At 73.1% G+C, this 21,875-nt stretch carries 22 protein-coding genes and 1 riboswitch; of the genes, 8 read left to right on the top strand and 14 right to left on the bottom strand.

All coding sequences use genetic code 11. The features are described 5' to 3' along the window. Nucleotides 1-297 precede the first annotated feature (297 nt). The 6 genes from xynA to kilB all read right to left on the bottom strand — a co-directional run bounded on the left by xynA (nt 298) and on the right by kilB (nt 7,852). The gene (gene xynA / locus FOE67_RS01900) at nt 298-1,350 is read right to left on the bottom strand and encodes an endo-1,4-beta-xylanase XynA (RefSeq protein WP_228473459.1); all 1,053 of its coding nucleotides are present in this window, start codon (nt 1,348-1,350) and stop codon (nt 298-300) included. Nucleotides 1,351-2,394: 1,044 nt separating this feature from the next. After that, nucleotides 2,395-4,716: an NAD-dependent DNA ligase LigA gene (ligA, locus tag FOE67_RS01895; protein WP_323384037.1), complete on the bottom strand. Its 2,322-nt coding sequence runs from the start codon at nt 4,714-4,716 to the stop codon at nt 2,395-2,397. A 14-nt stretch (nt 4,717-4,730) separates the two neighbouring features. Then, nucleotides 4,731-5,744, bottom strand: a complete 1,014-nt coding sequence (locus tag FOE67_RS01890) for a methionine synthase (protein WP_182659982.1) — start codon at nt 5,742-5,744, stop codon at nt 4,731-4,733. A gap of 146 nt (nt 5,745-5,890) precedes the next feature. Continuing rightward, nucleotides 5,891-6,580 (bottom strand): SDR family oxidoreductase, encoded by a 690-nt coding sequence (locus FOE67_RS01885; RefSeq protein WP_182659980.1) that lies wholly within the window; start codon nt 6,578-6,580, stop codon nt 5,891-5,893. Between the two features lie 94 nt (nt 6,581-6,674). Continuing rightward, a complete protein-coding gene (locus FOE67_RS01880) occupies nt 6,675-7,337 on the bottom strand; it encodes a class I SAM-dependent DNA methyltransferase (RefSeq protein ID WP_323384039.1) in 663 nt (220 codons plus the stop codon). Between the two features lie 47 nt (nt 7,338-7,384). Then, nucleotides 7,385-7,852 (bottom strand): plasmid transfer protein KilB, encoded by a 468-nt coding sequence (gene kilB, locus FOE67_RS01875; protein WP_182659978.1) that lies wholly within the window; start codon nt 7,850-7,852, stop codon nt 7,385-7,387. A 186-nt stretch (nt 7,853-8,038) separates the two neighbouring features. On the opposite strand from kilB, the gene FOE67_RS01870 reads away from it, so the two are divergent. After that, nucleotides 8,039-8,845: a carbon-nitrogen hydrolase family protein gene (locus tag FOE67_RS01870; RefSeq protein ID WP_182659977.1), complete on the top strand. Its 807-nt coding sequence runs from the start codon at nt 8,039-8,041 to the stop codon at nt 8,843-8,845. Nucleotides 8,846-8,876: 31 nt separating this feature from the next. Here FOE67_RS01870 and mnmA read toward each other — a convergent pair whose 3' ends face one another. Beyond that, nucleotides 8,877-9,998, bottom strand: coding sequence for a tRNA 2-thiouridine(34) synthase MnmA (gene mnmA, locus FOE67_RS01865; RefSeq protein ID WP_182659981.1), 1,122 nt, complete (start codon nt 9,996-9,998; stop codon nt 8,877-8,879). Nucleotides 9,999-10,064: 66 nt separating this feature from the next. Then, complete coding sequence (locus FOE67_RS01860; RefSeq protein ID WP_182659976.1) at nt 10,065-11,234, bottom strand: cysteine desulfurase family protein; 1,170 nt, start codon at nt 11,232-11,234, stop codon at nt 10,065-10,067. Nucleotides 11,235-11,305: 71 nt separating this feature from the next. Here FOE67_RS01860 and FOE67_RS01855 point away from each other — a divergent pair, with 71 nt between their 5' ends. Then, nucleotides 11,306-12,046: an N-acetylmuramoyl-L-alanine amidase gene (locus FOE67_RS01855; RefSeq protein ID WP_182659975.1), complete on the top strand. Its 741-nt coding sequence runs from the start codon at nt 11,306-11,308 to the stop codon at nt 12,044-12,046. Between the two features lie 417 nt (nt 12,047-12,463). After that, nucleotides 12,464-13,570, top strand: coding sequence for a VanZ family protein (locus tag FOE67_RS01850; RefSeq protein WP_182659974.1), 1,107 nt, complete (start codon nt 12,464-12,466; stop codon nt 13,568-13,570). A gap of 271 nt (nt 13,571-13,841) precedes the next feature. Here the strand turns inward: FOE67_RS01850 and FOE67_RS01845 are convergent, their stop codons facing one another. Beyond that, nucleotides 13,842-14,204 carry a nuclear transport factor 2 family protein gene (locus FOE67_RS01845; protein ID WP_182659973.1) on the bottom strand — a complete coding sequence of 121 codons (363 nt, stop codon included), beginning with the start codon at nt 14,202-14,204 and terminating at the stop codon, nt 13,842-13,844. Nucleotides 14,205-14,492: 288 nt separating this feature from the next. After that, nucleotides 14,493-14,699, bottom strand: a complete 207-nt coding sequence (locus FOE67_RS01840; protein ID WP_182659972.1) for a hypothetical protein — start codon at nt 14,697-14,699, stop codon at nt 14,493-14,495. On the opposite strand from FOE67_RS01840, the gene FOE67_RS30725 reads away from it, so the two are divergent. Next, entirely contained in the window at nt 14,667-14,768 is a 102-nt protein-coding gene (locus tag FOE67_RS30725; protein WP_438874171.1) for a DUF7848 domain-containing protein, read from the top strand. The genes FOE67_RS01840 and FOE67_RS30725 overlap by 33 nt on opposite strands. Next, nucleotides 14,765-14,983 (top strand): hypothetical protein, encoded by a 219-nt coding sequence (locus FOE67_RS01835; RefSeq protein WP_182659971.1) that lies wholly within the window; start codon nt 14,765-14,767, stop codon nt 14,981-14,983. The genes FOE67_RS30725 and FOE67_RS01835 overlap by 4 nt, the downstream gene beginning before the upstream one ends. 145 nt (nt 14,984-15,128) lie before the next feature. On the opposite strand, the gene FOE67_RS01830 is transcribed toward FOE67_RS01835, so the two are convergent. Then, on the bottom strand, nt 15,129-15,602 hold the full coding sequence (locus FOE67_RS01830) for a Dps family protein (protein WP_182659970.1): 474 nt from the start codon (nt 15,600-15,602) through the stop codon (nt 15,129-15,131). Between the two features lie 104 nt (nt 15,603-15,706). Here FOE67_RS01830 and FOE67_RS01825 point away from each other — a divergent pair, with 104 nt between their 5' ends. Then, on the top strand, nt 15,707-16,351 hold the full coding sequence (locus tag FOE67_RS01825) for a GNAT family N-acetyltransferase (protein WP_182659969.1): 645 nt from the start codon (nt 15,707-15,709) through the stop codon (nt 16,349-16,351). A gap of 153 nt (nt 16,352-16,504) precedes the next feature. Here FOE67_RS01825 and FOE67_RS01820 read toward each other — a convergent pair whose 3' ends face one another. The 3 genes from FOE67_RS01820 to FOE67_RS01810 form a co-directional block, all read right to left on the bottom strand. Beyond that, entirely contained in the window at nt 16,505-17,389 is an 885-nt protein-coding gene (locus FOE67_RS01820) for a thioesterase family protein (protein WP_182659968.1), read from the bottom strand. A 97-nt stretch (nt 17,390-17,486) separates the two neighbouring features. After that, on the bottom strand, nt 17,487-18,152 hold the full coding sequence (locus FOE67_RS01815) for a trimeric intracellular cation channel family protein (protein ID WP_182659967.1): 666 nt from the start codon (nt 18,150-18,152) through the stop codon (nt 17,487-17,489). 130 nt (nt 18,153-18,282) lie between these two features. After that, entirely contained in the window at nt 18,283-19,089 is an 807-nt protein-coding gene (locus FOE67_RS01810; RefSeq protein WP_182659966.1) for an enhanced serine sensitivity protein SseB, read from the bottom strand. Between the two features lie 327 nt (nt 19,090-19,416). On the opposite strand from FOE67_RS01810, the gene FOE67_RS01805 reads away from it, so the two are divergent. Together FOE67_RS01805 and gcvT are read left to right on the top strand one after the other, a co-directional pair. Next, nucleotides 19,417-20,235: a hypothetical protein gene (locus FOE67_RS01805; protein ID WP_182659965.1), complete on the top strand. Its 819-nt coding sequence runs from the start codon at nt 19,417-19,419 to the stop codon at nt 20,233-20,235. Between the two features lie 132 nt (nt 20,236-20,367). Next, a riboswitch (glycine riboswitch) is annotated at nt 20,368-20,461 on the top strand. A gap of 182 nt (nt 20,462-20,643) precedes the next feature. Further along, nucleotides 20,644-21,795: a glycine cleavage system aminomethyltransferase GcvT gene (gene gcvT / locus FOE67_RS01800; RefSeq protein WP_182659964.1), complete on the top strand. Its 1,152-nt coding sequence runs from the start codon at nt 20,644-20,646 to the stop codon at nt 21,793-21,795. Nucleotides 21,796-21,875 lie beyond the last annotated feature (80 nt).

Here is a 21,875-nt window from a genome sequence, read left to right as displayed (position 1 = left end):
ACCGTCGACCGACCGTCCGGCGAGCGGGGCCGTCCGGGGGGCGCGCGGAGAACTCCGCACTCCCACTACCCCCGTGAGGGGGACGGGGCGGGAGGTCGGCGGTCGGTGCTTCCCGAAGCGGTGTCGCGGTTTCCCCGCCGCGACGACCACTCTTTCGTGAGCGCCCCGGAACGGCGCTCCGCAGGGGTGTGGCGCGGCGGCCGGGGCCGCCGCGCCACGGGTGGTACCGGTGCGAGAGGTGTCACCGATACCGGTGGTGCGGATGGTGCGATGGTGCGGGTGGTGCGGGGTCCCGGATCAGCCGGTACTACAGGAAACCGTGGGCCAGGTGTGGTTTCCGTTGTGTCTGATCGTGACCCCGAAGTTGTTGCCGTTCCCGTTGGGCCTCGCCACCATCACCTGGGAACTGGGCCAGTTCGCGCTGACGTTCCAGGTGGAGATGATGGTGGCGGGTTGTGGCACGTTCATCGTCACCGTCCAGTTGCTGGAGCCGGAGACCGAGACGTTGAGGTTGTACCGGTCGTCCCACCGTTCACCGGCGGAGAGGGTGGCGGTGCAACCGTTGTTCCCGCCGCCGGTGTTGCCGCCCGTGTTCCCACCGGTGTTGCCCCCGGTGCCGCCGCCGGAGGTGCCCCCGACGGTGATGTTGGAGTTGCCGCTGCTCTGGTAGCCCTCGGTCGCCATGATCATGTAGTCGTGGTTCCCGAGGCGCATCCCGTGCCGGGCCCACGCGTCGAAGTGGTTGCCGGTGGTGATGGTGCCGCCGGTGCGGCGGGTCTGACGGACGCTCCAGTACTGCTGGAAGGTCTGGGTGCCGTCGATCGAGGGGGAGTTGTACCGGGTGGTCTCGTAGATGTCGTAGGTGCCGCCGTCACTGGTCACCGTGCCCTTGAAGGTGCCGGTGGGCCGGTAGGTGCCCCAGTTGTCGACGATGTAGTACTCCACCAGCGGGTTGCGCGCCCAGCCGTAGAGGGCGAGGTAGGCGTTGCCGGAGGGGTTGAAGGTACCCGAGTAGTTCACGCTCATCCGGCTGCCGGTGCGCCAGCCCTTGCCGAGCACGAAGTTGCCGGTGTTGCTCCAGGAGGTGCTGTAGTTGCCGCCGGACCCCATGGTCATGGAGACCGATCCGCCGCCGTCGGTCCAGAACGAGTAGAAGTACCCGCCGTGGGTGCCGGTCTGGTTCGAGTTGATGGGGTTGGCGTGGGCGGAGCCCATCGGGAGCATCACCGTGGCCACCAGCGCGGCGCAGACGCCGGCGATGAGCAGGCGGATGCGCCCGTTCCTTCGGATGATCGACCGCCCGAGGCGACCGCCGAGGCCGCGCCTCGGACGGGTGGGATTGCCGTTCATGTGCGTGCTTCCTCCTTGTGAAGGCCGGTGGGGAAGCCCAGGCGACGTGGCGCGGATCGACGGCGCGTCGGTGCCCGGGGAAGCGGGCACCGCGCGTCGACGTCGCACCACGACAGTGGGGGGATGGCCCGGTCGTCGCAGGGGTGACGACCGGTCGACCGGAGCACGGGAGTGTTCCGGTTCGATGACCGTGGGGCGTCATCGATGGCGTTAGTGTTGGGTCGCCTCCGATAGTTGTCAACAGTTCACGGAAACATTTCGAGGACTTCGGGTCGCAGAAATCCCAGCGATCGTCAGATCTTTGCTGTTCAGAGGGCCGAGACCACGGAAGCCCGGATCCGAAACATCTCCCACTCCCCGTTACATGATCATTGACGGGTGCTCGGGACTGGAAATTTTCCGGAAATATTCCGGAGACACTTCTCCGGAATTCGACACCCGAAACCAGGCACCCGGACCGGCCGCCCCTCCCCCTCCGGAAGGTGAACTCATGGCGTGGGAGAGCGAGTTGGACGGGAGTCGCGCCGCACGAGGAGGGCACCCCGGTGAACGGGCGGGAGCCGGGCCCGGAACGGGGTGGGAACCGGGCGCCCCGTACCACGGGCCACCCGGAGGACCGCTCGCTCCCGCCTTCGGGTCCCGAAGGGGCCCGCCCCCGCCGGAAGAGGCGTTGCGGCTGCCGGGACGGGGTGCGTGACGGCCGGGAAGCCGTGGCCGTCGAGGCGCCGGCGGTCCACGGGTTCCGGAACCGGCGGAGGGCCAAAGGGTGACGCCGCGTCCGGATCCGCCGCGGAACGAACCGGTTCGGGACACGAGAGGCCCCGCCGCGTCGCCACCGGGAGGGGCCCCGCTCGCAGGGGACCGGGGGAAGCACACGTCGCCGGGGCCCCCGCGTTCCCCACGGCGATCCCGCCCCGGGTGGGGGTCGCGCCCCACGGGGCGCGCGAGCACCCGGTGCCGCCCCCGGCTACGACCGGCCGCGACCCCGTGGGCACGGGGCGACCCCCTCCCCACCCCGGCCGGGGGGTGGGGAGGGGGGACGGGTTACCCCGCGTCGACGCCCGCGTCCTCCGGCGCCGGCTCCGCCTCCGGCGCCCCGATGGTCGCCACCTCGCGGGCGGCGTCCGGCCCCCGCTCCAGCAGCACCGCGAAGCCGTCCTCGTCCAGCACCGGCACCTTGGCCTGCAGGGCCTTGTCGTACTTCGAGCCGGGGTTCTCCCCCACCACCACGAAGCCGGTCTTCTTCGACACCGAGCCGGTCACCTTCGCCCCGAGCCCCTGGAGCGCCTCCTTGGCTCCGTCCCGGGTCCACCGCGACAGGGTGCCGGTGACCACGACGGTGACGCCCTCCAACGGGCGGGGGCCGGTCTCCTCCCCGCCCTCCTCGGCCATCCGCACGCCGGCGGCCCGCCACCTCTCGACGATCTCCCGGTGCCAGTCCTCGGCGAACCACTCCTTCACCGAGGCGGCCACCGTCGGCCCGACCCCCTCCACGGCGGCCAACTCCTCCTCGCTCGCCTCCGCGATCCGGTCGATCGAGCGGAACTCGCGGGCCAGTTCGCGGGCCGCGACCGGACCGACGTGCCGGATGGACAGGCCGGTGAGGATCCGGTCCAGCGGGCTGTTCCGGGCCTTGTCGATGGCCTCCAGCATTCCCAGGGTGTTCTTCTTCGGCTCACCCTCCTTGTTGGCGAAGAAGCTGACCACCTTCGGCTCGCCGGTCTCCGGGTCCCGCTTGGGCAGGCCGCTGTCCATGTCCAGCACGTGGGTGCGGATCGGCAGCAGCTCCTCCAGTCGCAGGTCGAACAGGCCGCCCTCGTCGCGCAGCGGGGGCTCGGCCGGCTCCAGCGGCTGGGTCAGGGCGGTGGCGGCGACGTACCCGAAGTGGTCGATGTCCAGGCACTTGCGTCCCGCGAGGTAGAACAACCGCTCGCGCAACTGGGCCGGGCAGGAGCGGGCGTTGGGACAGCGCAGGTCCACGTCCCCCTCCTTCATCGGGCGCAGCGGGGTGCCGCACTCGGGGCACTCGGCGGGCATGACGAACTCCCGCTCGCTGCCGTCGCGCAGGTCGGCGACCGGCCCCAGGATCTCGGGGATGACGTCACCGGCCTTGCGCAGCGCCACCATGTCGCCGATCAGCACGCCCTTGGCCCTGACCACGTCCTGGTTGTGCAGGGTCGCGAACTCCACCTCCGAACCGGCCACCGTCACCGGCTCGACCACCGCGTACGGGGTGACCCGACCGGTGCGGCCCACCCCGACCCGGATGTCCACCAGGCGGGTGTTGACCTCCTCCGGCGGGTACTTCCAGGCGATCGCCCAGCGCGGGGCCCGCGAGGTGCTGCCCATGCGGCCCTGGAGCGGGATCTCGTCCACCTTGACGACGACGCCGTCGATCTCGTGCTCCACGGCGTGCCGGTGCTCGCCGTAGTACGCGATGAACTCGCGGACCTCCCGGGGGGTCTCCACCACCCGGGCGGCCCGGGCGGTCGGCAGGCCCCACTCCTTCAACAGGTCGTAGGCCTGCGAGAGCCGGTCGATGTCGAAGCCCTCGCGGGCGCCGATGCCGTGCACGACCATCTGCAGGGGCCGGCCGGCGGTGACCCGGGGGTCCTTCTGGCGCAGCGAACCGGCCGCCGCGTTGCGCGGGTTGGCGAAGGGCTTCTCGCCCGCCTCCACCAACCGGGCGTTCAACTCCTGGAATCGCTCCATGGAGAAGAAGACCTCGCCGCGGATCTCCACCAGATCCGGGATCCGCTCGCCCTCCAGACGCAGCGGGATCTCGTCGATGGTGCGGACGTTGGGGGTGATGTCCTCCCCGGTGTACCCGTCGCCCCGGGTCGCGGCGCGGGTCAACCGCCCGTGCTCGTAGGTGAGGTTGACCGCCAGGCCGTCCACCTTCAGCTCGCACAGGTAGTGGTACCGGATGCCCCGCAGCTCCTCGGCCACCCGGTCCGCCCAGGCCGACAGCTCCTCGTCGTCGAAGGCGTTGTCCAGCGACAGCATCCGCTCGCGGTGCTCGACGGAGGTGAACTCGGTCTCGTAACTGCCCGCCACCCGCTGGGTCGGGGAGTCGGGGGTGCGCAGCTCCGGGTGGGCCTCCTCCAACTCCTTCAGCTCGGTCATCAGCGCGTCGAAGGCGGCGTCGCTGATGACCGGGGTCTCCACGTAGTAGCGGAAGCGGTGCTCCTCCACCTGCTCGGCGAGGCGGGCGTGCCGCTCACGCGCCTCCGGGGGCGTGGCCGCGCCGGCGGCGGCCGCGTCGAGGGAGGAGCCGGCGGCGTCGGGGGACGCCCCCGCCCCGGCGTGCTCCCCCCCGCTCCCGGGGGTCGGCGGGGTGTCCACTCGGTCTTCGGCGCCGGTCACGGTCGGCTCTCCCGTCACTCGGGGTTGTCGGCAAGGGATCGGGCGGCCCGGACGCAGTGGGCGAGCGCGGCCCGGGCGTACGCCGGGGAGGCGCCCGCCAGTCCGCACGCCGGGGTGACCACCACGGACTCCGGAAGGAGCGCAGGTGACAGCCCCGGACCACGCCACAACGACCTGACCCCCATGACGGTAGCGCCGGGGTCCGACAACACCGCGGGGTCCGCGCCGTCGCCGGGCAGGACACCGACGAAGAGGGTGGTGCCGGCCTCGACGCTCTCCGCCACGGCGTCGTACTCGCCTTCGGTGAGCAGCGAGAGGTCGAAGGAGACGCCGTGCGCACCGGCCCGGCGCAGCAGGGCGAAGGGCACCTCCGGCGCGCAACTGTGCGCGACGACCGGCACCCCGGCGGCGTCGATCACCCGGCGCAGTCCCTCCTCGACCTCCTGCCGGTCCACCGCCCGGTGCGTGCGGTAGCCGCTGGCGGTGGGCACCCGGCCGCGCAACACCGCCACCAGGGAGGGCTCGTCGAGTTGCAGCACCGGCTTCGCGCCCGGCACGCGCCGGCGCACGGTGGCCACGATGTCGCCGGCCGTCTCGGCCAGCGCGGCGACCAGGTCGCGACGTGCGCCGTGGTCGCCCACCATCGCCTCGCCGTTGCGCCGCTCCAGGGCCGCCGCCAGCGTCCAGGGACCCACGAGGGAGACCTTGAGCGCCCCGGACCACCCCTGCGTGAACTCCTCCAGGGTGTCCAGGTCCTCCGAGAGCCGGTCCCGGGCGCGACGCGAGTCGCGGCCCGGCCGGTCGGCGACGCGCCACCCGCTGGGCTCCACCCGGGCGTGCAGGTCGGGCAGCAGGCCGATGGTGCGGCCGATCATGTCGGCGCCGGGGCCCCGGGCGGGCAGTTCGGGGAGGAACGGCAGCGCGGGAAGCGTCTCCAGCACCATCCGGGCGGTCTCCCGGACGTCCGTGCCGGGCATCGAACCGATGCCGGTGGCGGCGGCCGGGCCCCAGGGCCGGGCGTCGAACATCCCGGTGTCCCCCTCGGCGGTGTCGCTGGTGGTGCCCGGTCCGGGCGCGGCGGCGTTCACGAGCCGAAATCCTATGAGGTCGGCGGGGTGTGCCGACGCCGCGGGGCATCCCGGCGGGTCGGGGCCCGGGCGTTCGCCGGGGGCGGTCAGGGGCCGGGGCGCACGCTCAGGTCCACCACCTCGGCCGGGCGCGGCAGGTCCAGGGCCATCAGGATCGTCTCGGCCACGGCGCTCGGCGGCATCCACTCCTCCGCGTCGTACTCCCGCCCCTCCAGCCGGTGCACCCGTTCCTGCATGGGGGTGGCGGTGCGGCCGGGGTACACGGAGGTCACCCGCACACCGTGCTCGCGCTCCTCGGCGCGCAGCGCGTCGGCGAGCGCCTTGAGGCCGTGCTTGCTCGCGGCGTACGCGGCCCAGTGGGGGTTGGCCCGCAGCCCGGCCCCGGAGTTGACGAACACCACGTGACCGGCGGCGCGGCGCACGGCGGGCAACAGGAGTCGGGTGATCTCGGCGGGCGAGGTGAGGTTGACGTCCAAGGCGGCCCGCCAACTGGAGACCCGCAGCTCGGCGATCGGCCTCAGGTCCACCGCTCCGGCGCTGTGGATCAGACCGTCGACGCGCCCGGGCAGCTCCTGGTCGGCGAGGGCCCGCTCCATGCGGTCGGGGTGCGCGAGGTCGCAGGCGATGGTGCGGGCGCCGGGGAAGCGCTCGCGCAGTTCGTCGGCCCGGGCGGTGTCCCGGGCCCAGAGCCACAGTTCGTCGCCGCGCTCCGCGAGCCGTTCGGTCAGGGTGGCGCCGATGCCCGATCCGGCGCCGGTGATCACGTGGGTTGCCATGCCGTCATGGTGTCGCACCGGACCGGTGCCCCCGGCACCGCCCTCCGGGGGTTGCCGTCCGCCCACCCGTTCGGAGGGGCCCGTCCCGGGAGCGTCACGTCATCGGCGGGTCCCCCCGGCCGGGGCGCCGGGCGAGCAGGAAGCCCTGGCGGCCCGCCCGGGGGCCGTCGGTCGCGTCGGGTTCACGGATCCACCGCGCCTCCTCGGGCAGCCCGGCCCGCGCCACGAGGGCGGCCATCCGGTCGGGGTGCGTCCACCGCACGTCCAGGCGGACCGCGTGGCCGTGGGCCCGCTCCAACCGCCGCACCTCCCCGCCGGGCTCCCCCGAGACCTTGAAGCCGAGCAGCACCCGACCGCCGGGGGCGAGGAGCCGACGGAACTCCGCGAAGACGGCGGGCAGATCCGCCGGTGGGGTGTGGACGGTCGCGTACCAGGCGAGGATCCCGCCGAGGGAGGCGTCCGGGAGTCCGGTGTCGGCCATCGACCCCACCTCGAAGCGGAGATCCGGGTAGCGGCGGCGGGCGACGCCGACCATGCCCGGCGACAGGTCCACGCCGAAGACCTCCACCCCGAGGTCGCGCAGGTGGGCGGTGACCCGGCCGGTCCCGCAACCGAGGTCGGCGACCGGCCCCGCCTCGGCCTCCCGCACGAGGTCGGAGAACGCGGCGAGCACGGCGCGGTCCAGGGGCTGCCCCGCCAACTGGTCGGCGAGCAGGGCGTCGTACTCCTCTGCGACGGTGTCGTACACCGCCCGCACACCGCTCGGCGGCTCCGCCCCACCGGCCCCCGGCCCGGCCGGGGGCCTCAACGGACCAGGGGGGAGGCGCGGGTGACGAACGCCTCTATCGCCTCGCGGGCCTCCTGGTCGCGCCGCCGGTGCTCGTCCTCCTCCACGGCGGTGGAGATCTCCCGGGTGTTGACGTAGGCCCGGTCGGCGGCGAGGACGACCTCGGTGTCGACGGTGAGCAGCTTGACCCGGTAGAGCGCCTGCCGGGCGGCGGTGCGCAGGTGGTGGGCCCGGTCCCGGGCGGCGGTGTACTCCGGGCCCTCGGGGTCGCGCCGCCTGCTGTACCACCGGTCCGCCTGACCCCGCCGGTACTCCTCCACCGCCCCCGCGAAGGCGCTGTAGCAGTCGATGCGCTCCCGCCGCAGCGCCTCGGAGCGCGTGAACTCCTCGCCGCGCACGGCGGCACGCCGCTGGAAATGGTGGGTGATCATCACGCCGAGGAGCGTTCCGGAGACCGCCACGACACTGGTCCAGATGGCTTCCACGCCCCCAGTTGATCACAACTGCCGTGTCTCCGGGGCGGATTCGGTTTCGTCGAGGACGGACCGTCCGGAAGCGGCCGACGACGACCCGCCGGATCGGAACCCCGGTGGTGTCGGCGGGGCGGGGATAATCGGGGGGAGGCCGCGATCCCGCGCCCCGCCGTTCCGCCGACCCCCTCCGGGAGCACCATGCGCGTCGCGCTCGCCCAGACGCTGTCCGGCACCGACCCCGCCGGGAACCTCGCCCTGCTCACCGAACGGGCCGAGGAGGCCGCCGGGGCCGGGGCCCGCCTGCTGGTGCTGCCCGAGGCGGCCATGGTGCGCTTCGGCGTCCCCCTCGAACCGATCGCCGAGCCGGTGGACGGCCCCTGGGCCGACGGGGTGCGGAAGGTCGCCGAGCGCACGGGACTGCTGATCGTGGCGGGGATGTTCACCCCCTCCCCCGACGGCCGGGTGCGCAACACCCTGTTGATCACCGGCGCCGGCGTGGACGCCCGGTACGACAAGGTGCACCTCTACGACGCCTTCGGCTTCCGGGAGTCCGACCGGGTGGCGCCCGGGGACCGCACCGTGACGGTGGAGGTGGACGGCCTGCGGATCGGCTTCGCCACCTGCTACGACATCCGCTTCCCCGAACTGTTCCGGAAGCTGGCCGGGGACGGCGCCGAGCTGATCGTGGTCCCCGCCTCCTGGGGGGCGGGGGCGGGCAAGGTGGAGCAGTGGGAGGTGCTGGCCCGCGCCCGGGCCCTGGACAGCGGCTGCTGGGTGGCCGCGTGCGACCAGGCCGACCCCACCTCGGTGGGCGAGGAGGCGGGCCGGGCGCCCACCGGGGTGGGGCACAGCACGGTCGTGGACCCGTTCGGCGCCGTGCACGCCCGCCTGGGCGCCGAGCCGGGCCTGCTGGTCACCGACATCGACCCGGGGCGCGTGACCGCCGCCCGCGAGGCGATCGGCGTGCTCGCCAACGCCCGCCTGCCGCTGCCCGACGAGGGGTGAACGCGCGTCCCGCCGGCGCCCGATCGACGGGTCAGCCGGTGGCGCCGGCCCGGGCCCGGGTGGTGGCGGCGATGGTGCCCGAACCGACGACCCGGGTGCCGTCGTACAGCACGACGGCCTGGCCCGGCGCCACACCGCGCACCGGCCGCTCGAACCGCACCCGCAGCTCGTCGCCCTCCGCCTCGGCGGTGACCGGCACCTCCTCGCCGTGCGCCCGCAGCTGGGCGGTGTAGGCGCCCGGCCCGGTCGGCGGGGTGCCGCACCAGCGCGGGCGGATCGCGGTCAGCTCCGCGATCTCCAGGGCCTCCGCCGGGCCGACGGTGACGGTGTTGTTCACCGGGGAGATGTCCAGCACGTACCGGGGGCGGCCGTCGGGCGCCGGGCGGCCGATCCGCAGGCCCTTGCGCTGGCCGATGGTGAAGCCGGTGGCGCCGTCGTGGGAGCCCACCCGGTTGCCGTCCTCGTCGAGGATGTCGCCCTCGGCGGTGCCCAGGCGGTTCGCGAGGAAGCCCCGGGTGTCGCCGTCGGCGATGAAGCAGATGTCGTGGCTGTCCGGCTTGGCGGCCACGGCCAGGCCGCGCCGCTCGGCCTCGGCACGGATCTCGTCCTTGGTGGTGAGGGTGTCCCCGAGCGGGAACAGGGCGTGCCCGAGCTGCCGCTCGTCCAGCACCCCCAGCACGTAGGACTGGTCCTTGGCCTGGTCGGAGGCGCGGTGCAGCTCGCGGCGGCCGTCGGGGCCGGTGACGATCGTGGCGTAGTGCCCGGTGCACACCGCGTCGAACCCGAGGGCGAGGGCCTTGTCCAGCAGCGCGGCGAACTTGATCTTCTCGTTGCAGCGCAGACAGGGGTTGGGGGTGCGGCCCGCGCGGTACTCGGCGACGAAGTCGTCCACCACCTCGGCCCGGAACCGCTCGGCCATGTCCCAGATGTAGAAGGGGATGCCGATGACGTCGGCGGCCCGGCGGGCGTCGCGGGAGTCCTCGATCGTGCAGCAGCCCCGCGCGCCGGTGCGGAAGGACTGGGGGTTCGCGGAGAGCGCGAGGTGGACACCGGTGACGTCGTGCCCGGCCTCGGCGGCCCGGGCGGCGGCGACGGCGGAGTCCACGCCGCCGGACATGGCGGCGAGCACGCGCAGACGGGGGGCGGGGGTCATCACGTCCCCCAGGGTACGGGCCCGGCGCCGGCACCCCCGCCGACGGGAGGGGTGCCGCCGGGACGGTCAGGACAGACCGGCGCCCCGGGCCCGCTCGACGGCCGGGCCGATGACCTCGGCGAGCGCCTTCACGTCCTCCCGGACGGAGGTGTGGCCGAGCGAGAAGCGCAGGGTGCCCCGGGCAAGGTCCGGGTCGGCACCGGTGGCCAGCACGACGTGGCTGGGCTGGGCGATGCCGGCGGTGCAGGCCGAGCCGGTGGAGCACTCGATGCCGGCGGCGTCCAGCAGGAGCAGCAGGGAGTCGCCCTCGCAGCCGGGGAAGGCGAAATTGGCGTTGGCCGGCAGCCGCCCGGCGGGGTCCGGGTCCCCGTTGAGCACCGCGTCGGGCACGGCGGTCCGCACGGCGTCGATCAGCTCGTCCCGCAGGGTGCCGATGTCGCGGGCGAACTCCTCGCGGCGGGCCGCCGCGAGATCGGCGGCGGCCGCGAACCCGGCCACGGCGGGCACGTCGAGGGTGCCGGAGCGCACGTCCCGTTCCTGGCCGCCGCCGTGCAGCACGGGGGTGGGCGTCCAGTCGCGGCCCAGCAGCAGGGCCCCGATACCGGGCGGCCCGCCGACCTTGTGACCGGAGACGGTGAGCGCGGCGACCCCGGAGGCGGCGAAGTCGACGGGAATCTGGCCGAACGCCTGCACCGCGTCGGAGTGCAGCGGGATGCCGTGCCGCGCGGCGACGGCGGCCAGCTCGGCGACCGGCTGGACGGTGCCGATCTCGTTGTTCGCCCACATGACGGTGACCAACGCCACATCGTCCGGATCGCGCTCGATCGCCTCGCGCAGCGCGTCGGGGTGCACCCGGCCCACGGTGTCCACGGGCAGCCACTCCACGACGGCGCCCTCGTGGTCGGCGAGCCAGTGCACCGGGTCCAGCACGGCGTGGTGCTCGACGGGGCAGGCCAGCACCCGGACCCGGCGCGGGTCGGCGTCGCGCCGGGCCCAGTACAGGCCCTTGACGGCCAGGTTGTCGGCCTCGGTACCGCCGGAGGTGAACACCACCTCGCCGGGGCGGGCGCCGAGGGCGGCGGCGATGCGTTCGCGCCCCTCCTCGACCGTGCGCCGGGCCCGCCGCCCGGCGGCGTGCAGCGCGGACGCGTTGCCCACCAGCCCCAACTGTTCGGTCATCGCGGCGATGGCCTCGGGCAGCATGGGGGTGGTGGCGGCGTGGTCGAGATACGGCATGGTGATCCCGATTCTACGTTCCGGAACGGAACCGTCCGGCTGCCGATGGCGTTCTTCCAGCCGGAGGAGACATGAACTGGACCGGGGACGACCCCACGCGGCACCCGCACGGCGGACCGGCGGGCCGGCCGCCCGCCGAGGGCGGCCCGGGGGACGGCCGGGCGGGCGGCGGACACCACACGCCGTCCGGGCCGAGCCGGCGCGGGCTGCTGATCGGCGGCGCCGCCCTGGCGCTCGGCGCGGGCACGGCCTACGCCAACCGCGAGGAGCTGGCCCGCCTGTGGTGGCGGCACTCGGGCGCCACCGAGCCGCGCGTGGAGGGCGAGGTGGACCACCCGGGCGCGGAGTGGATCCCCGCCGCGAGCGGCAACTACCGGCGGGCCAACCGGCCGCGCGACTACCCCATCGACCGGGTGGTGATCCACATGCCGGAGGCCACCTACCCGATCACGCTGCGGGTCTTCCAGGACTCCTCGCATCGGGCCGCGACGCACTACGTGTTGCGCTCGGAGGACGGGCACGTGGCGCAGCTGGCACGGGAGTTGGACGTGGCCTTCCACGCCGGTGACCGGCCGTTCAACGAGCGCAGCATCGGCATCGAGCACGAGGGCTGGGCGGACCAACCGGAGTACCTGACCGAGGAGATGTACGCCTCCTCGGCACGGCTGGTGGCGGGGATCTGCGACCGGTACGACATCCCCCGCGACCGCGAGCACATCGTCGGCCACAACGAGATACCCGGCATCGCCCGCATCTGCCCGGGCCCGCACTGGGACTGGGACCGCTACATCGCCATGGTCCGCGAGGTCTGAGGAGAAGATACCGAGGTGGAGGGTTCCCCGGCTCCCACCCGGGGTGGCTCTGCCGCCCGGACAGCGAGATCCCGGCATTGACCGGTTACATTGTCAAGTTTTTTGGTTTCACGGCTCCAGGGCTTCGCCATCCACCTCATAATCGATCAGTTTCAACTCATTTGACGAGATCCACCTCTCGGAGAATTCGAAGAAATGCTCGGGGAAGTCTCAGGCCTCCTGAATGCCACGTTCTTGAGTAACTGGCATGCAGTATCGGCTGCCGCCACCGTGATACTCACGGCAATGCTCATTACACACTGGAGGGCCCACTCCCGAAAAGGGAGTCGAGCATTATGGTGCGGCACCCTGGGAAGCATTGCCTTCCTTACTCTTTACGCTCCGAACGGCAGCGGATACAACGAGTATGTCTGCACGGTGAACCAGCAGTTCCACCATTCAATCACGACCTTGCAGGGTGTACTCAATGTGGGCATGTTCATGCCCGTTGGATTTTTTACCCTGCTGGCCACTCGTAACTTTCTTCTGTCCGCAGCCGGACCGGCTGTCCTGAGCTTCGCCATTGAAATCACGCAGGGAGTGGCTCCTTTCATCGCGCGGGCATGTGATACCACCGACTGGGTATCCAATAGCCTTGGGGGAGCCCTGGGGGCATTTCTGGCATACGGATATCTACGGATACGCGGCGTCACTGCCATTGGTTTGCCCGGCGCCCGTGACAAGCGCATTGGCTTGACGCTGGTCGCGGTTGTCGCGGGTTTCGGGATCGTGGGCCGCCTGACATTGATGCCCCTGTTCACCGACGCCACCGGCGTATGGGCTGCCGATGACGACATGAGGGAAGCGGCCCGGGAAAAAGCCGAGAGCGTCTTCGGTGAAGGGGTGGTCATGAGTCGGGTACACCACCTGCCGGGCGTCGGCGGGCCCCCCGATACGGTGACTTTCAATGCCGAAGGCGCGAACTTCTCCATGGAGTGGCCGGATACCCGACGCTTCCAGATGTACATCGGACCATGGCAGAAGGAATTCGAAAAAGAACTTTCCTTCTTCGCCGTAGAGGGTTTCCCAAGGGAGCCCACAAATGAGAACGACGCCCGAAAAATTGCCGAAAAATTCGCATCCGATCACTTTCCCTGGGCGCTCCGCGAAAGCGATGTCGAGGTCTACCCTATGGACGAAAGTGGACAACTGGGATGGATGGTGAATTGGCGCCGCTATCGAGATGAAATCCTCATGCCGATGAGGTTTGATGTGCAAGTCGACTCGAAGGGTTACATCGCCCAATTCATCGCCGCTGACATCGATGACCCCGAATCAGAGCTTCTCCCACCTGTGCGAATCACCGAGGAGCAGGCTCGGAACGCGGTACTCGAAGAGAGCTTTGAAGCCCGCTTGGGCGAGGGAGAGATGATCCTCTCGGAAGTTGAGGGGGAATGGCGGATCCTATGGCTTCTACCCGATGCATCCGGACTGGTTTTCGCAGTGAATGCCGAAACCGGGCTGCTTGAGAGGGAGGCTCGTTAGCCGACCTGTCCGGCGCGAGATCACGACGGGTGATGTTCCGCATCCTCTGCGGACACCAGCCGCTCTCACCCGAGCGTCGACAAGGGTGGCGATTCGGGTCACTCCGAGCCCCGTCCTCCCGCCCTCCACCCGGCACAACTCCACACGGGTCCGGCTCTTCCGGAGCGGGCGATGACGTGTCGGACCATCGGATACACGCATGGGCACGGCCCCCGGTGATCCCGGGGGGGACCGGGGGACGTGCCGTGTCCCTTCTCCCGCTCTCGCGTGGTCACTCGTCCCACGCCTGGACCAGGGTGTGCTCGGTGATCCTGCCGTCGCGCAACCTCATCATGGACTGCGAGAGGACCCGGACCCCGTCCGGGTACTCGCAGGCCTCGCTGAAGGCCGCGCGATCGCCCTGGACGACGCAGTCCTCCATCTTGTGCGTCATGTCGCGGCTGTAGACGTCCTCGAGCATGGCGGCGATCTCGTCACGACCGTGCAGCACCCGCGGGTGGCTGGGTTGCGCGGTGTGGTCCACGACGCGCAGTTCGGCGTCCTCGGCGTAGAGCGACAGGAGGGTCTTCGGGTCGCCCTCCACGCCTCGACGCAACGTATCGGCGTCGAAGGGGGAACGTGTCGCGGTACCCATCGTGATCTCCTTCCCGGACCGCGGCCCACGGGGGACGCGGGCCGCGAAAGGCCTCTCCTACGAGACTACTCCGCCGGGGCAGCCCCGCCCGGTGGGGCGGATCGCGGAATCGACCGGGCCGTGGCGTCCCATCAGGGGGCCGAGCGGTCTCCGATGCCGGTGCGGTGCCCGGACAGATGGAGCTGCCCGCCGTGGCTTCTACGATGAACAGGGCCGGAGGTGAAGACGATCGCCGGCGCGACCCGCCCGGTCACCGGGCAGCTCTCCTCCCCGGTCGCCGTAATCGTCTCACCCGCGTATTTCCGTGAACGCCGTTCCGTGGTCGATCGGCGCCGGCGCCACACGGCCGAACTTCCCCATCCCGTATGCCGCGAAAGGAACTTCCGCGGCCACGATCGGGCACCGATCCGACCCTGTCGTGATGCGCGTGCCAGCCGCCTCGCCGAAGACGGGGAAGGCGTCATCGCCCGGATACTCGACCACCTGCGGCGGCATCCGGAGCACCTGTCGTACCGGGAGATCGTCACCCGCCCCCACCGGGCCGTCCCCGGGGAGTGGCGATGAGAGCGCCGGCGGGACTTCCGGAGTGGATGGAGACGGTGGTGCTCACCCGCGTCTCCGTCCGTGTCGGGGACCGCGTGGTGGTCGGCGGTGTGCCCATGCGGGTGGTGAACGTGGTGCGCACGCCCACCGGCGTCCGCCTGGATCCCGAAGAGGGGGAACGCCTGTGGCCGGCCGCCCGGACCCGGCTGACCGGGTTCCGGGAACCGGGCGGCTGAGCCCGAGGGCTCGGGACGACCCCACGACGGGCCCCGCACGCACGCGGGTCCCGGCGCCACCCACGCGGGGCGGTACCGGGACCCGGCGGTGTTCCGGTCGCTCGCGGTCCGGTCCCGCCTGCGGGTACCGGCGCGCGGACCGGCCTCAGCTGCCGTCCTCGGCCTGGAACATCCAGTGGTGCTTCTCCAGGTCGGCGGTGATCTGGATGAACAGGTCCTCGGTCACCGGGTCGGCCTTGCCGACGGAGGCCATCCGCTCGCGCATCCGGGTGACCACCGAGGCCAGGGCGTCGACCAGGTGGGCGACGGCGTCGGTGTCCTTCTGCCAGCCCTCGGGGGTGGTGGCGATGCCGGTCGTCTTCGCGACCGTGGCCGCGCGGCCGTCGGGGGCGATGCCCAGGGCGGCGGCCCGCTCGGCGACGGTGTCGGAGTAGGTCCGGGCGGTGGCCACGACCTCGTCGAGCTGGAGGTGCACGGTGCGGAACCGGGGCCCGACGACGTTCCAGTGCGTCTGCTTGGCGATCAGGGACAGGTCCACCAGGTCCACCAGGGCGCCCTGGAGCGTCTCGCCGACGACCTTCAGCGCCTCGTCCGGCAGCGTGCTCTTCACGGCATACATCTGGAGCCCTTTCGTCCGATTTGCGAGCTTCCACCGGCCAGGCTAGCGCCGATGCGGCGGGCCCGCCGGGGGTCGGGGTGCCCCTACCCCGGACAATGGACCCCATGAGTGCTTCGCGTCACGCGATCCGGCTCGCGGGGGCCGCCGACCTGGCGGACATCTGCCGGATGGTGAACCACTGGATCACCACCTCGCACGTGAACTTCCGTACCGAGCCGCAGGTGGTCGGCGAGTGGCGGGCCCTGTGGGACGCGGGACACGAGTGGTACCCGTGGCTGGTCGCGGTGGAGCCCACCGGGGACGACCCGACGGCGGGGCATGCCGCCGAACGGGTGGTGGCGGCCTGTTACGCCGTCCCGTGGAGTCCGCGCGGCGCCTATGCCCGGACGGTCGAGTCGGTGATCTACCTGCGCCCCGGGGCGCGCGGCACCGGGCTGGGCCGGCGGCTGTACGAGTTGCTGCTGACGATGCTGGAGGCCCAGGGCTACCGGGCCGTTCACGCGGGCGTGGCGCAGCCGAACCCGGGCAGCGACGGGCTGCACCGGGCGACCGGTTTCGAGCCGGTGGGCGTCTTCACGGCGGCGGGGTTCAAGAACGGTGAGTGGCGCGACGTGGCCTACTGGCGCCGTTCGTTGGGGCCGGGCGCGAGCGAGCCTCCGGGGGAGCTGCGACCGGTGGAGAAGGTGGCCGCCGACCTCGGGATACCGGGGCCGGCGATGACTTCGGGCACCGACCCGGAGGCCGACTGACGGCCCCGGGCGGGGTCCTCGCCCCCGAGGGGCCATGGCGGGACGCCGATCGGGGAATCGGGGGCCCGGCCGCGTGATCGACGCGGCCGGGCTCCGTGGTGTCGGCGCGCGGCACCGATGGCCGGGAGCCGGTCGGCCCCCCGGGCGCCGTGCTCAGCCGCGCGGGGCGCGGGCGAGCTGGCGGGACTGGGCGACCAGGCGGCCGGCGGAGTCCCACACCTCGCCGTCCTCCTCCAGCAGGCCGCCGGCGAGGTTGCGGGTGGTGAGGGCCACCCGCAGCGGGCCGGGCGCCGGCAGGGCGCGGACGTGCGTGGTCAGCTCGATGGTCGGCACCCAGCCGGAGAGTCCGAGGTCGAAGACGGACGGGGGCAGGGCGTCGCCGACCATCAGGAGGGCCAGGGGATCGACGGGGCGGCCGTCGGCGAAGGCGAACCAGCCGCGGGTGCCGGCGCGCCCGGAGGGCACGCCCACGGCCCAGCCGACGCAGTCGGGGTCGAGGCGCCCGGCGAGACGGTGCACGATCGGGGCGTCGCGCAGGAACTCCGGCGGCGCGAGGTCCATGCCCACGCAGTCCTCGTACGCCGGGATGTCGGGCATCTCGGCGGTGGTACGGACCTCGTCGGGGCCGGCGGTGAGGTCGGTGTGGGTGGCCAGCACCCGCAGCCGTTCGACCTCGGTGCCGTCGGGGTCGGTCTGCGTCAGGGAGGCCGTGGCGGTGGAGAGGGTGCGGCCCTCCCGGACGGTCTCCACCCGGATCACGGCCGGGCCGGGGCGGGGGGCGGTGAGGTAGTGGGCGGTGACGGTGGCCGGGTGCGGGTGCGGCAGGGTCTCGGCGACCGCGCGGCCGACCATGGCCTTGAGGTAGCCGCCGTTGACGGCTCCGAAGACGGACCAGCCGTCGGCGATCACGGTCTCGAACTCGCCCCGGGCGCGCCGTCGCACGGCGGTGTCCCGGTCGAACTCGGAGAGGGGTGCGGTGTGGGCGTCGGGCGTGGCGGTGCCGGTACCGGGGTCGCTCGCTCGGGTCGTCTCGGCCATGGGGCCAGCCTACCGGGCCTTGCTACTAAGCGGTAGCTCAGTCGAGGGCGGGGGCGCGCCCCTCCGTCACCCCTGCCGACGCCTCCCCCGGCGTCCCTCAGGCCGTCCCGGTCCCGTCCTCGGTCGCGGCGCTGCGCCGGTGCCAGGCGCGCGGGGCCCGCCAGTTGTACCGCAGCGCCAGCAGTCGCAGGACGAAGGGCACCAGCACCGAGACCGTCATGGTCACGTTGTTCAGCGCGTCGTACCGCAGCAGCAGCGCCACCGAGGAGGCGCCGACGATCGCCGGCACGGCGTAGATCTCCCGGTCCCAGCGCAGCAGCGCGGGCACCTCGTTGGCCAGCACGTCCCGCAGCACTCCCCCACCGGCGGCGGTCGCCAGTCCCAGGGAGGCCGCCGCGACCGTGCCCAGGCCGTACTCGTGCGCCTTGATGGTCCCCACCACACAGAAGAACCCGAGGCCGGCGGCGTCGAAGACCAGCACCGCGCGGTTGATCCGCTCCACCTGCGGGTGCAGGAAGATCACCAGCACCGTGACCACGAGCGGGGTGAGGAAATACCCCATGTCGGTGAAGGCCGCCGGGGGCACCGCGCCGATCACCAGGTCGCGGAAGAGGCCGCCGCCCAGACCGGTGGCGAAGGCGAGGACCGCCATGCCGAAGACATCGAAGTTCTTGCGCACCGCCAGCAGCGCCCCGGAGATCGCGAAGACGGCGATGCCGGCCAGGTCGAGCCAGTGCTGGAGGTCGGGGGTCAGGGGGTTCACCGGGGCATTCTCCGGCACCGGCCGCACGGGGCCGGCGCCGGGGGCGAACCGGACGCCCCGCCCGGGGTCGGACGAACCGGACCGGGGACGGGTGGGGCGGGAACGCGTGGGCCGGAGCGCGGGCCGCGGATCAGGCGCCGCGCCACCAGAACGGGGTCACGCACTGCCGCATCCAGTGCACCAGCGGATCGTCCGCCGCGTCCATGAGCAACAGCTGCACCGGCCAGCGCACCGGCACCCGGGCCAGCGCGGCCCCCAGCGCGTCGCCCACGGCCGAGGCGATCTCCGGCGGGACCGGCCCCTGCGGTCCGCCGAGCACCGCCGGTTCCAGCTCCACACCCAGGCACAGCGAGGGCGGGCCGCCCTCGGCGCTGGCCAGGCCGCGCCGGGCGGTGCGCACCGCCGGGATCTCGGACAACTCGCCGGCCGCCGCCGCGAGGAAGTCGACCGGCTCCTCCTTCCAGTCCGGCTCGAAGAGCCGCATCCGGGCCCCGCTGGGCCGGCCCGGCACCCGCTCGCCGGGGGTGTCCCGGCACAGCTCGGCCACCGCGGCCGGCGGCAGGGGCGCGCCGACGGTGCCGCCGGGGTTGATCACGATGCCGGCCTGCGGCGGGAGACCCCGGGCGAACTCGATCGCCGGGGCCACCGCGAAGGAGAGGTGGGAGCCGGCGCCCATCATGAACTGTTCGGCGGAACTGAAGACCGGCACGTAGACGCCGCCGTTGATCTCCAGGGTGGGGAGGTCCAGGTGCGGACTGGCGGGTCCGCCGCCCTCGGGGAGCGGTACCCACAGCGAACTGCGGGCGATCGTCGTCAGCAGTCGTGCCCCCGCGTCCGGCACGCCGACCGAGGCGGCCAGCACCTCTTCCAGTTCGTTGCTCGGCCAGGAGGTGCCCGAGGCCCCCGGCGCGGTCGGCAGACCCGTCTGTCCCGTCATGAACGCAGACCCTAGACGAGTCGCGGCCCGTCGTGGGCGCGGAGACCGGCCGGGGAGCGGCGCGCGGGGCCGGGTCACCCGTTCGACGGCGGAGGGGCACGGAGCGGTTGCGGAACGTATCCGTCGGTTCAAGGCTGAACGGTGTGCGGAAGGTCGTCCGCCGCCCCCCGGGGCGGTCCGACGTCCGACCGCCCCCGGGGGGCGCCGCGGAACGCCGGGGACCACGACCACCCGACGGTTCGTGCCGCGCCCCGGGGCGCCCCGCACCTCCGCCCGCCACGCCCGCACCGAACCCGCCGCACATCGCGGCCCTCCGGGAGACCCCCCATGCGCACACCCCGCGTCCACCCGATCCTCACCACGGCTCTCGCCGCCGGCACCGCCGGCGCCCTGCTGCTGGGCACCACCGGACCGGCCTCCGCCGTCACCGCTCCCGACGCCCCTCTCGCCCCGGGGCTCGCCGCCGACCGGGAGGCGGTGGGGGCCCACCCGGCGGCGTTCACCGCCGTGGCGCCCGCCCTCGCGGAGGAGGGCGGGTTCCCGGGCGCCGAGCCGCGGATCCTGCCCGTCCCCGACGTCACCGACACGCTGGAACGGCTCGACTCGTTGGTGGCCTCGATCATGGATCTGGTCGCCGCCCTGCCCGAGGGCACCTCCGGGACGGAATCGTCCCAAACGGTGGAGACCATCGAGATGGGGGCGGATGCCGAGCCGGTGATCGAGGGCGTCGTGGACGACCTGGTGACGAACCTGCTGGCGGAGATCGACGACTTCGTGGCGGCCCTGCTCTCCGGTCTGGTCCCCGACCTCTCGCCGGACGACCTCGAGGGCATCGAGGGCATCGAGGGCATCGGCGGCGGGGGCCTCGACGAGGACTTCCCCATCGAGCCCCTCCCCTCCGAGGAGGGCACCGTGATCGGGGAGGACCCGAACCCCGACCTCAACGCCCTCGGCAACCTGATCGACCTCCTGGAGGCCGGCGCCGACCCGATGGCGGACCCGATGGACGGGCTCGCCGGGGAGCCCGCCGAAGGGGCGGTGGTCGACCCGGCGGTGAACCCGGCCGCGGCCGGATCGGAACGCACCGCGAAGGTCGCGCCCTTCCTGCGCCCCGCCCTCCCGGTGGCCGAGATCCGCGAGCCCTGAGCCCGCCGCCCCGCCCCGCGCCGTCGGGCCCGCCGCCGTGCACCGGCGCCGGGCCCGACGGCGCCGCGTGCCCCGACCCCCGGGACGACGCGGGTCGTGCGATGATGACCGCGCAACTGCATACCGGCCGTTCGATCGCGTGCGGGAGAGTTCCCGGTTCCACCGGGGCGCCGAAGGAGCAAGTCCTCCCTTGAATCTCTCAGGCCCCACATACCGCGCGCGGGAGGCAGATCTGAAAAGCGGACCGCACCGGGTGACCGGGCGGTCCCACCCACGGTGCAAGCCGGGGCCGCACGGGCCCGGCGAACCTCTCAGGTGCAGATGACAGATGGGGAGGGGGTGCCGCACGGCCGTGTCCGCGACCGGCGCTCTCCACCACCCCCGTTCCCCACCGCACCGGGAGACCCCATGACCGAGTCCGCCACGCCCCGCCGCACGCCGCTGGACGCGACGCACCGCGAGCTGGGCGCCGCCATGACCGACTTCGCCGGCTGGGACATGCCGCTGCGCTACGGCAGCGAGCGCGAGGAGCACAGGGCGGTGCGCGAGCACGTCGGGCTCTTCGACCTCTCCCACATGGGCGAGATCACCGTGACCGGCCCCGCCGCCGGGGAGCTGCTGGACCACGCCCTGGTCGGCCACATCTCGGCGGTCGCCACCGGCCGCGCCCGCTACACGATGATCTGCGACGCCGACGGCGGCATCCTGGACGACCTGATCGTCTACCGCACCGCCGGGGAGACCTTCCTGGTGGTGGCCAACGCCGCCAACGCGCAGGTCGTGCTCGACGCGCTGCGGGAGCGGGCGGCCGGTTTCGACGCCGAGGTGCGCGACGACCGGGAGGCGTACGCGCTGCTGGCCGTGCAGGGGCCGCGCGCGGTGGAGCTGCTGTCCGGGCTCACCGGGGTCGAACTCGACGCCGTGAAGTACTACGCCGGGGTCCCCGGCACCGTCGCCGGGGTGACCGCGATGATCGCCCGCACCGGCTACACCGGCGAGGACGGCTTCGAGCTGTTCGTCGCCCCGAAGGACGCCCCCGCGCTGTGGGCGGCGCTGATGGACGCCCGGGTCCCCGGCCCCGACGGGGAGCCCGTCGGCCCGGTGCCGTGCGGCCTGTCCTGCCGCGACACCCTGCGTCTGGAGGCCGGGATGCCGCTGTACGGCCACGAGCTGACCCGGGGGACCACCCCCTTCGACGCGGGCCTGGGTCGCGTGGTGCGCTTCGACAAGCCCGGTGACTTCGTCGGCCGGAGCGCGCTGGAGGCCGCCGCGCGTCGCGCGGAGGCCGCGCCGCCGCGCCGCCTGGTGGGGCTCGTCTCCGACGGTCGGCGGGTTCCCCGCGCCGGCCATCCGGTGGTGGACGCCGACGGGAAGGTCATCGGCGAGGTCACCTCCGGCGCCCCCTCCCCCACCCTGGGTCGGCCGATCGCCATGGCGTACGTGGACGCCGCGCACGCCGAGCCGGCGCCCGCCGGGGAGTCGGGGGTCGCGGTGGACGTGCGCGGCACCCGCGAGTCGTGTGCGGTCGTCGCCCTCCCCTTCTATCGTCGGCAGCGGTAGTCCGCCGCGCCGGCCGTTCCCGCCGGCCGACCCGCCCCGTGCCCGAAGCCGTCCCGCGTGCCGGCCCCCGGGCCGCGGGG

The sequence above is a fragment of the Streptomyces calidiresistens genome, assembly GCF_014141525.1.
GTDB classification, from domain to species: domain Bacteria; phylum Actinomycetota; class Actinomycetes; order Streptomycetales; family Streptomycetaceae; genus Streptomyces; species Streptomyces calidiresistens.
This window is presented reverse-complemented; position numbering and strand designations above follow the sequence as displayed.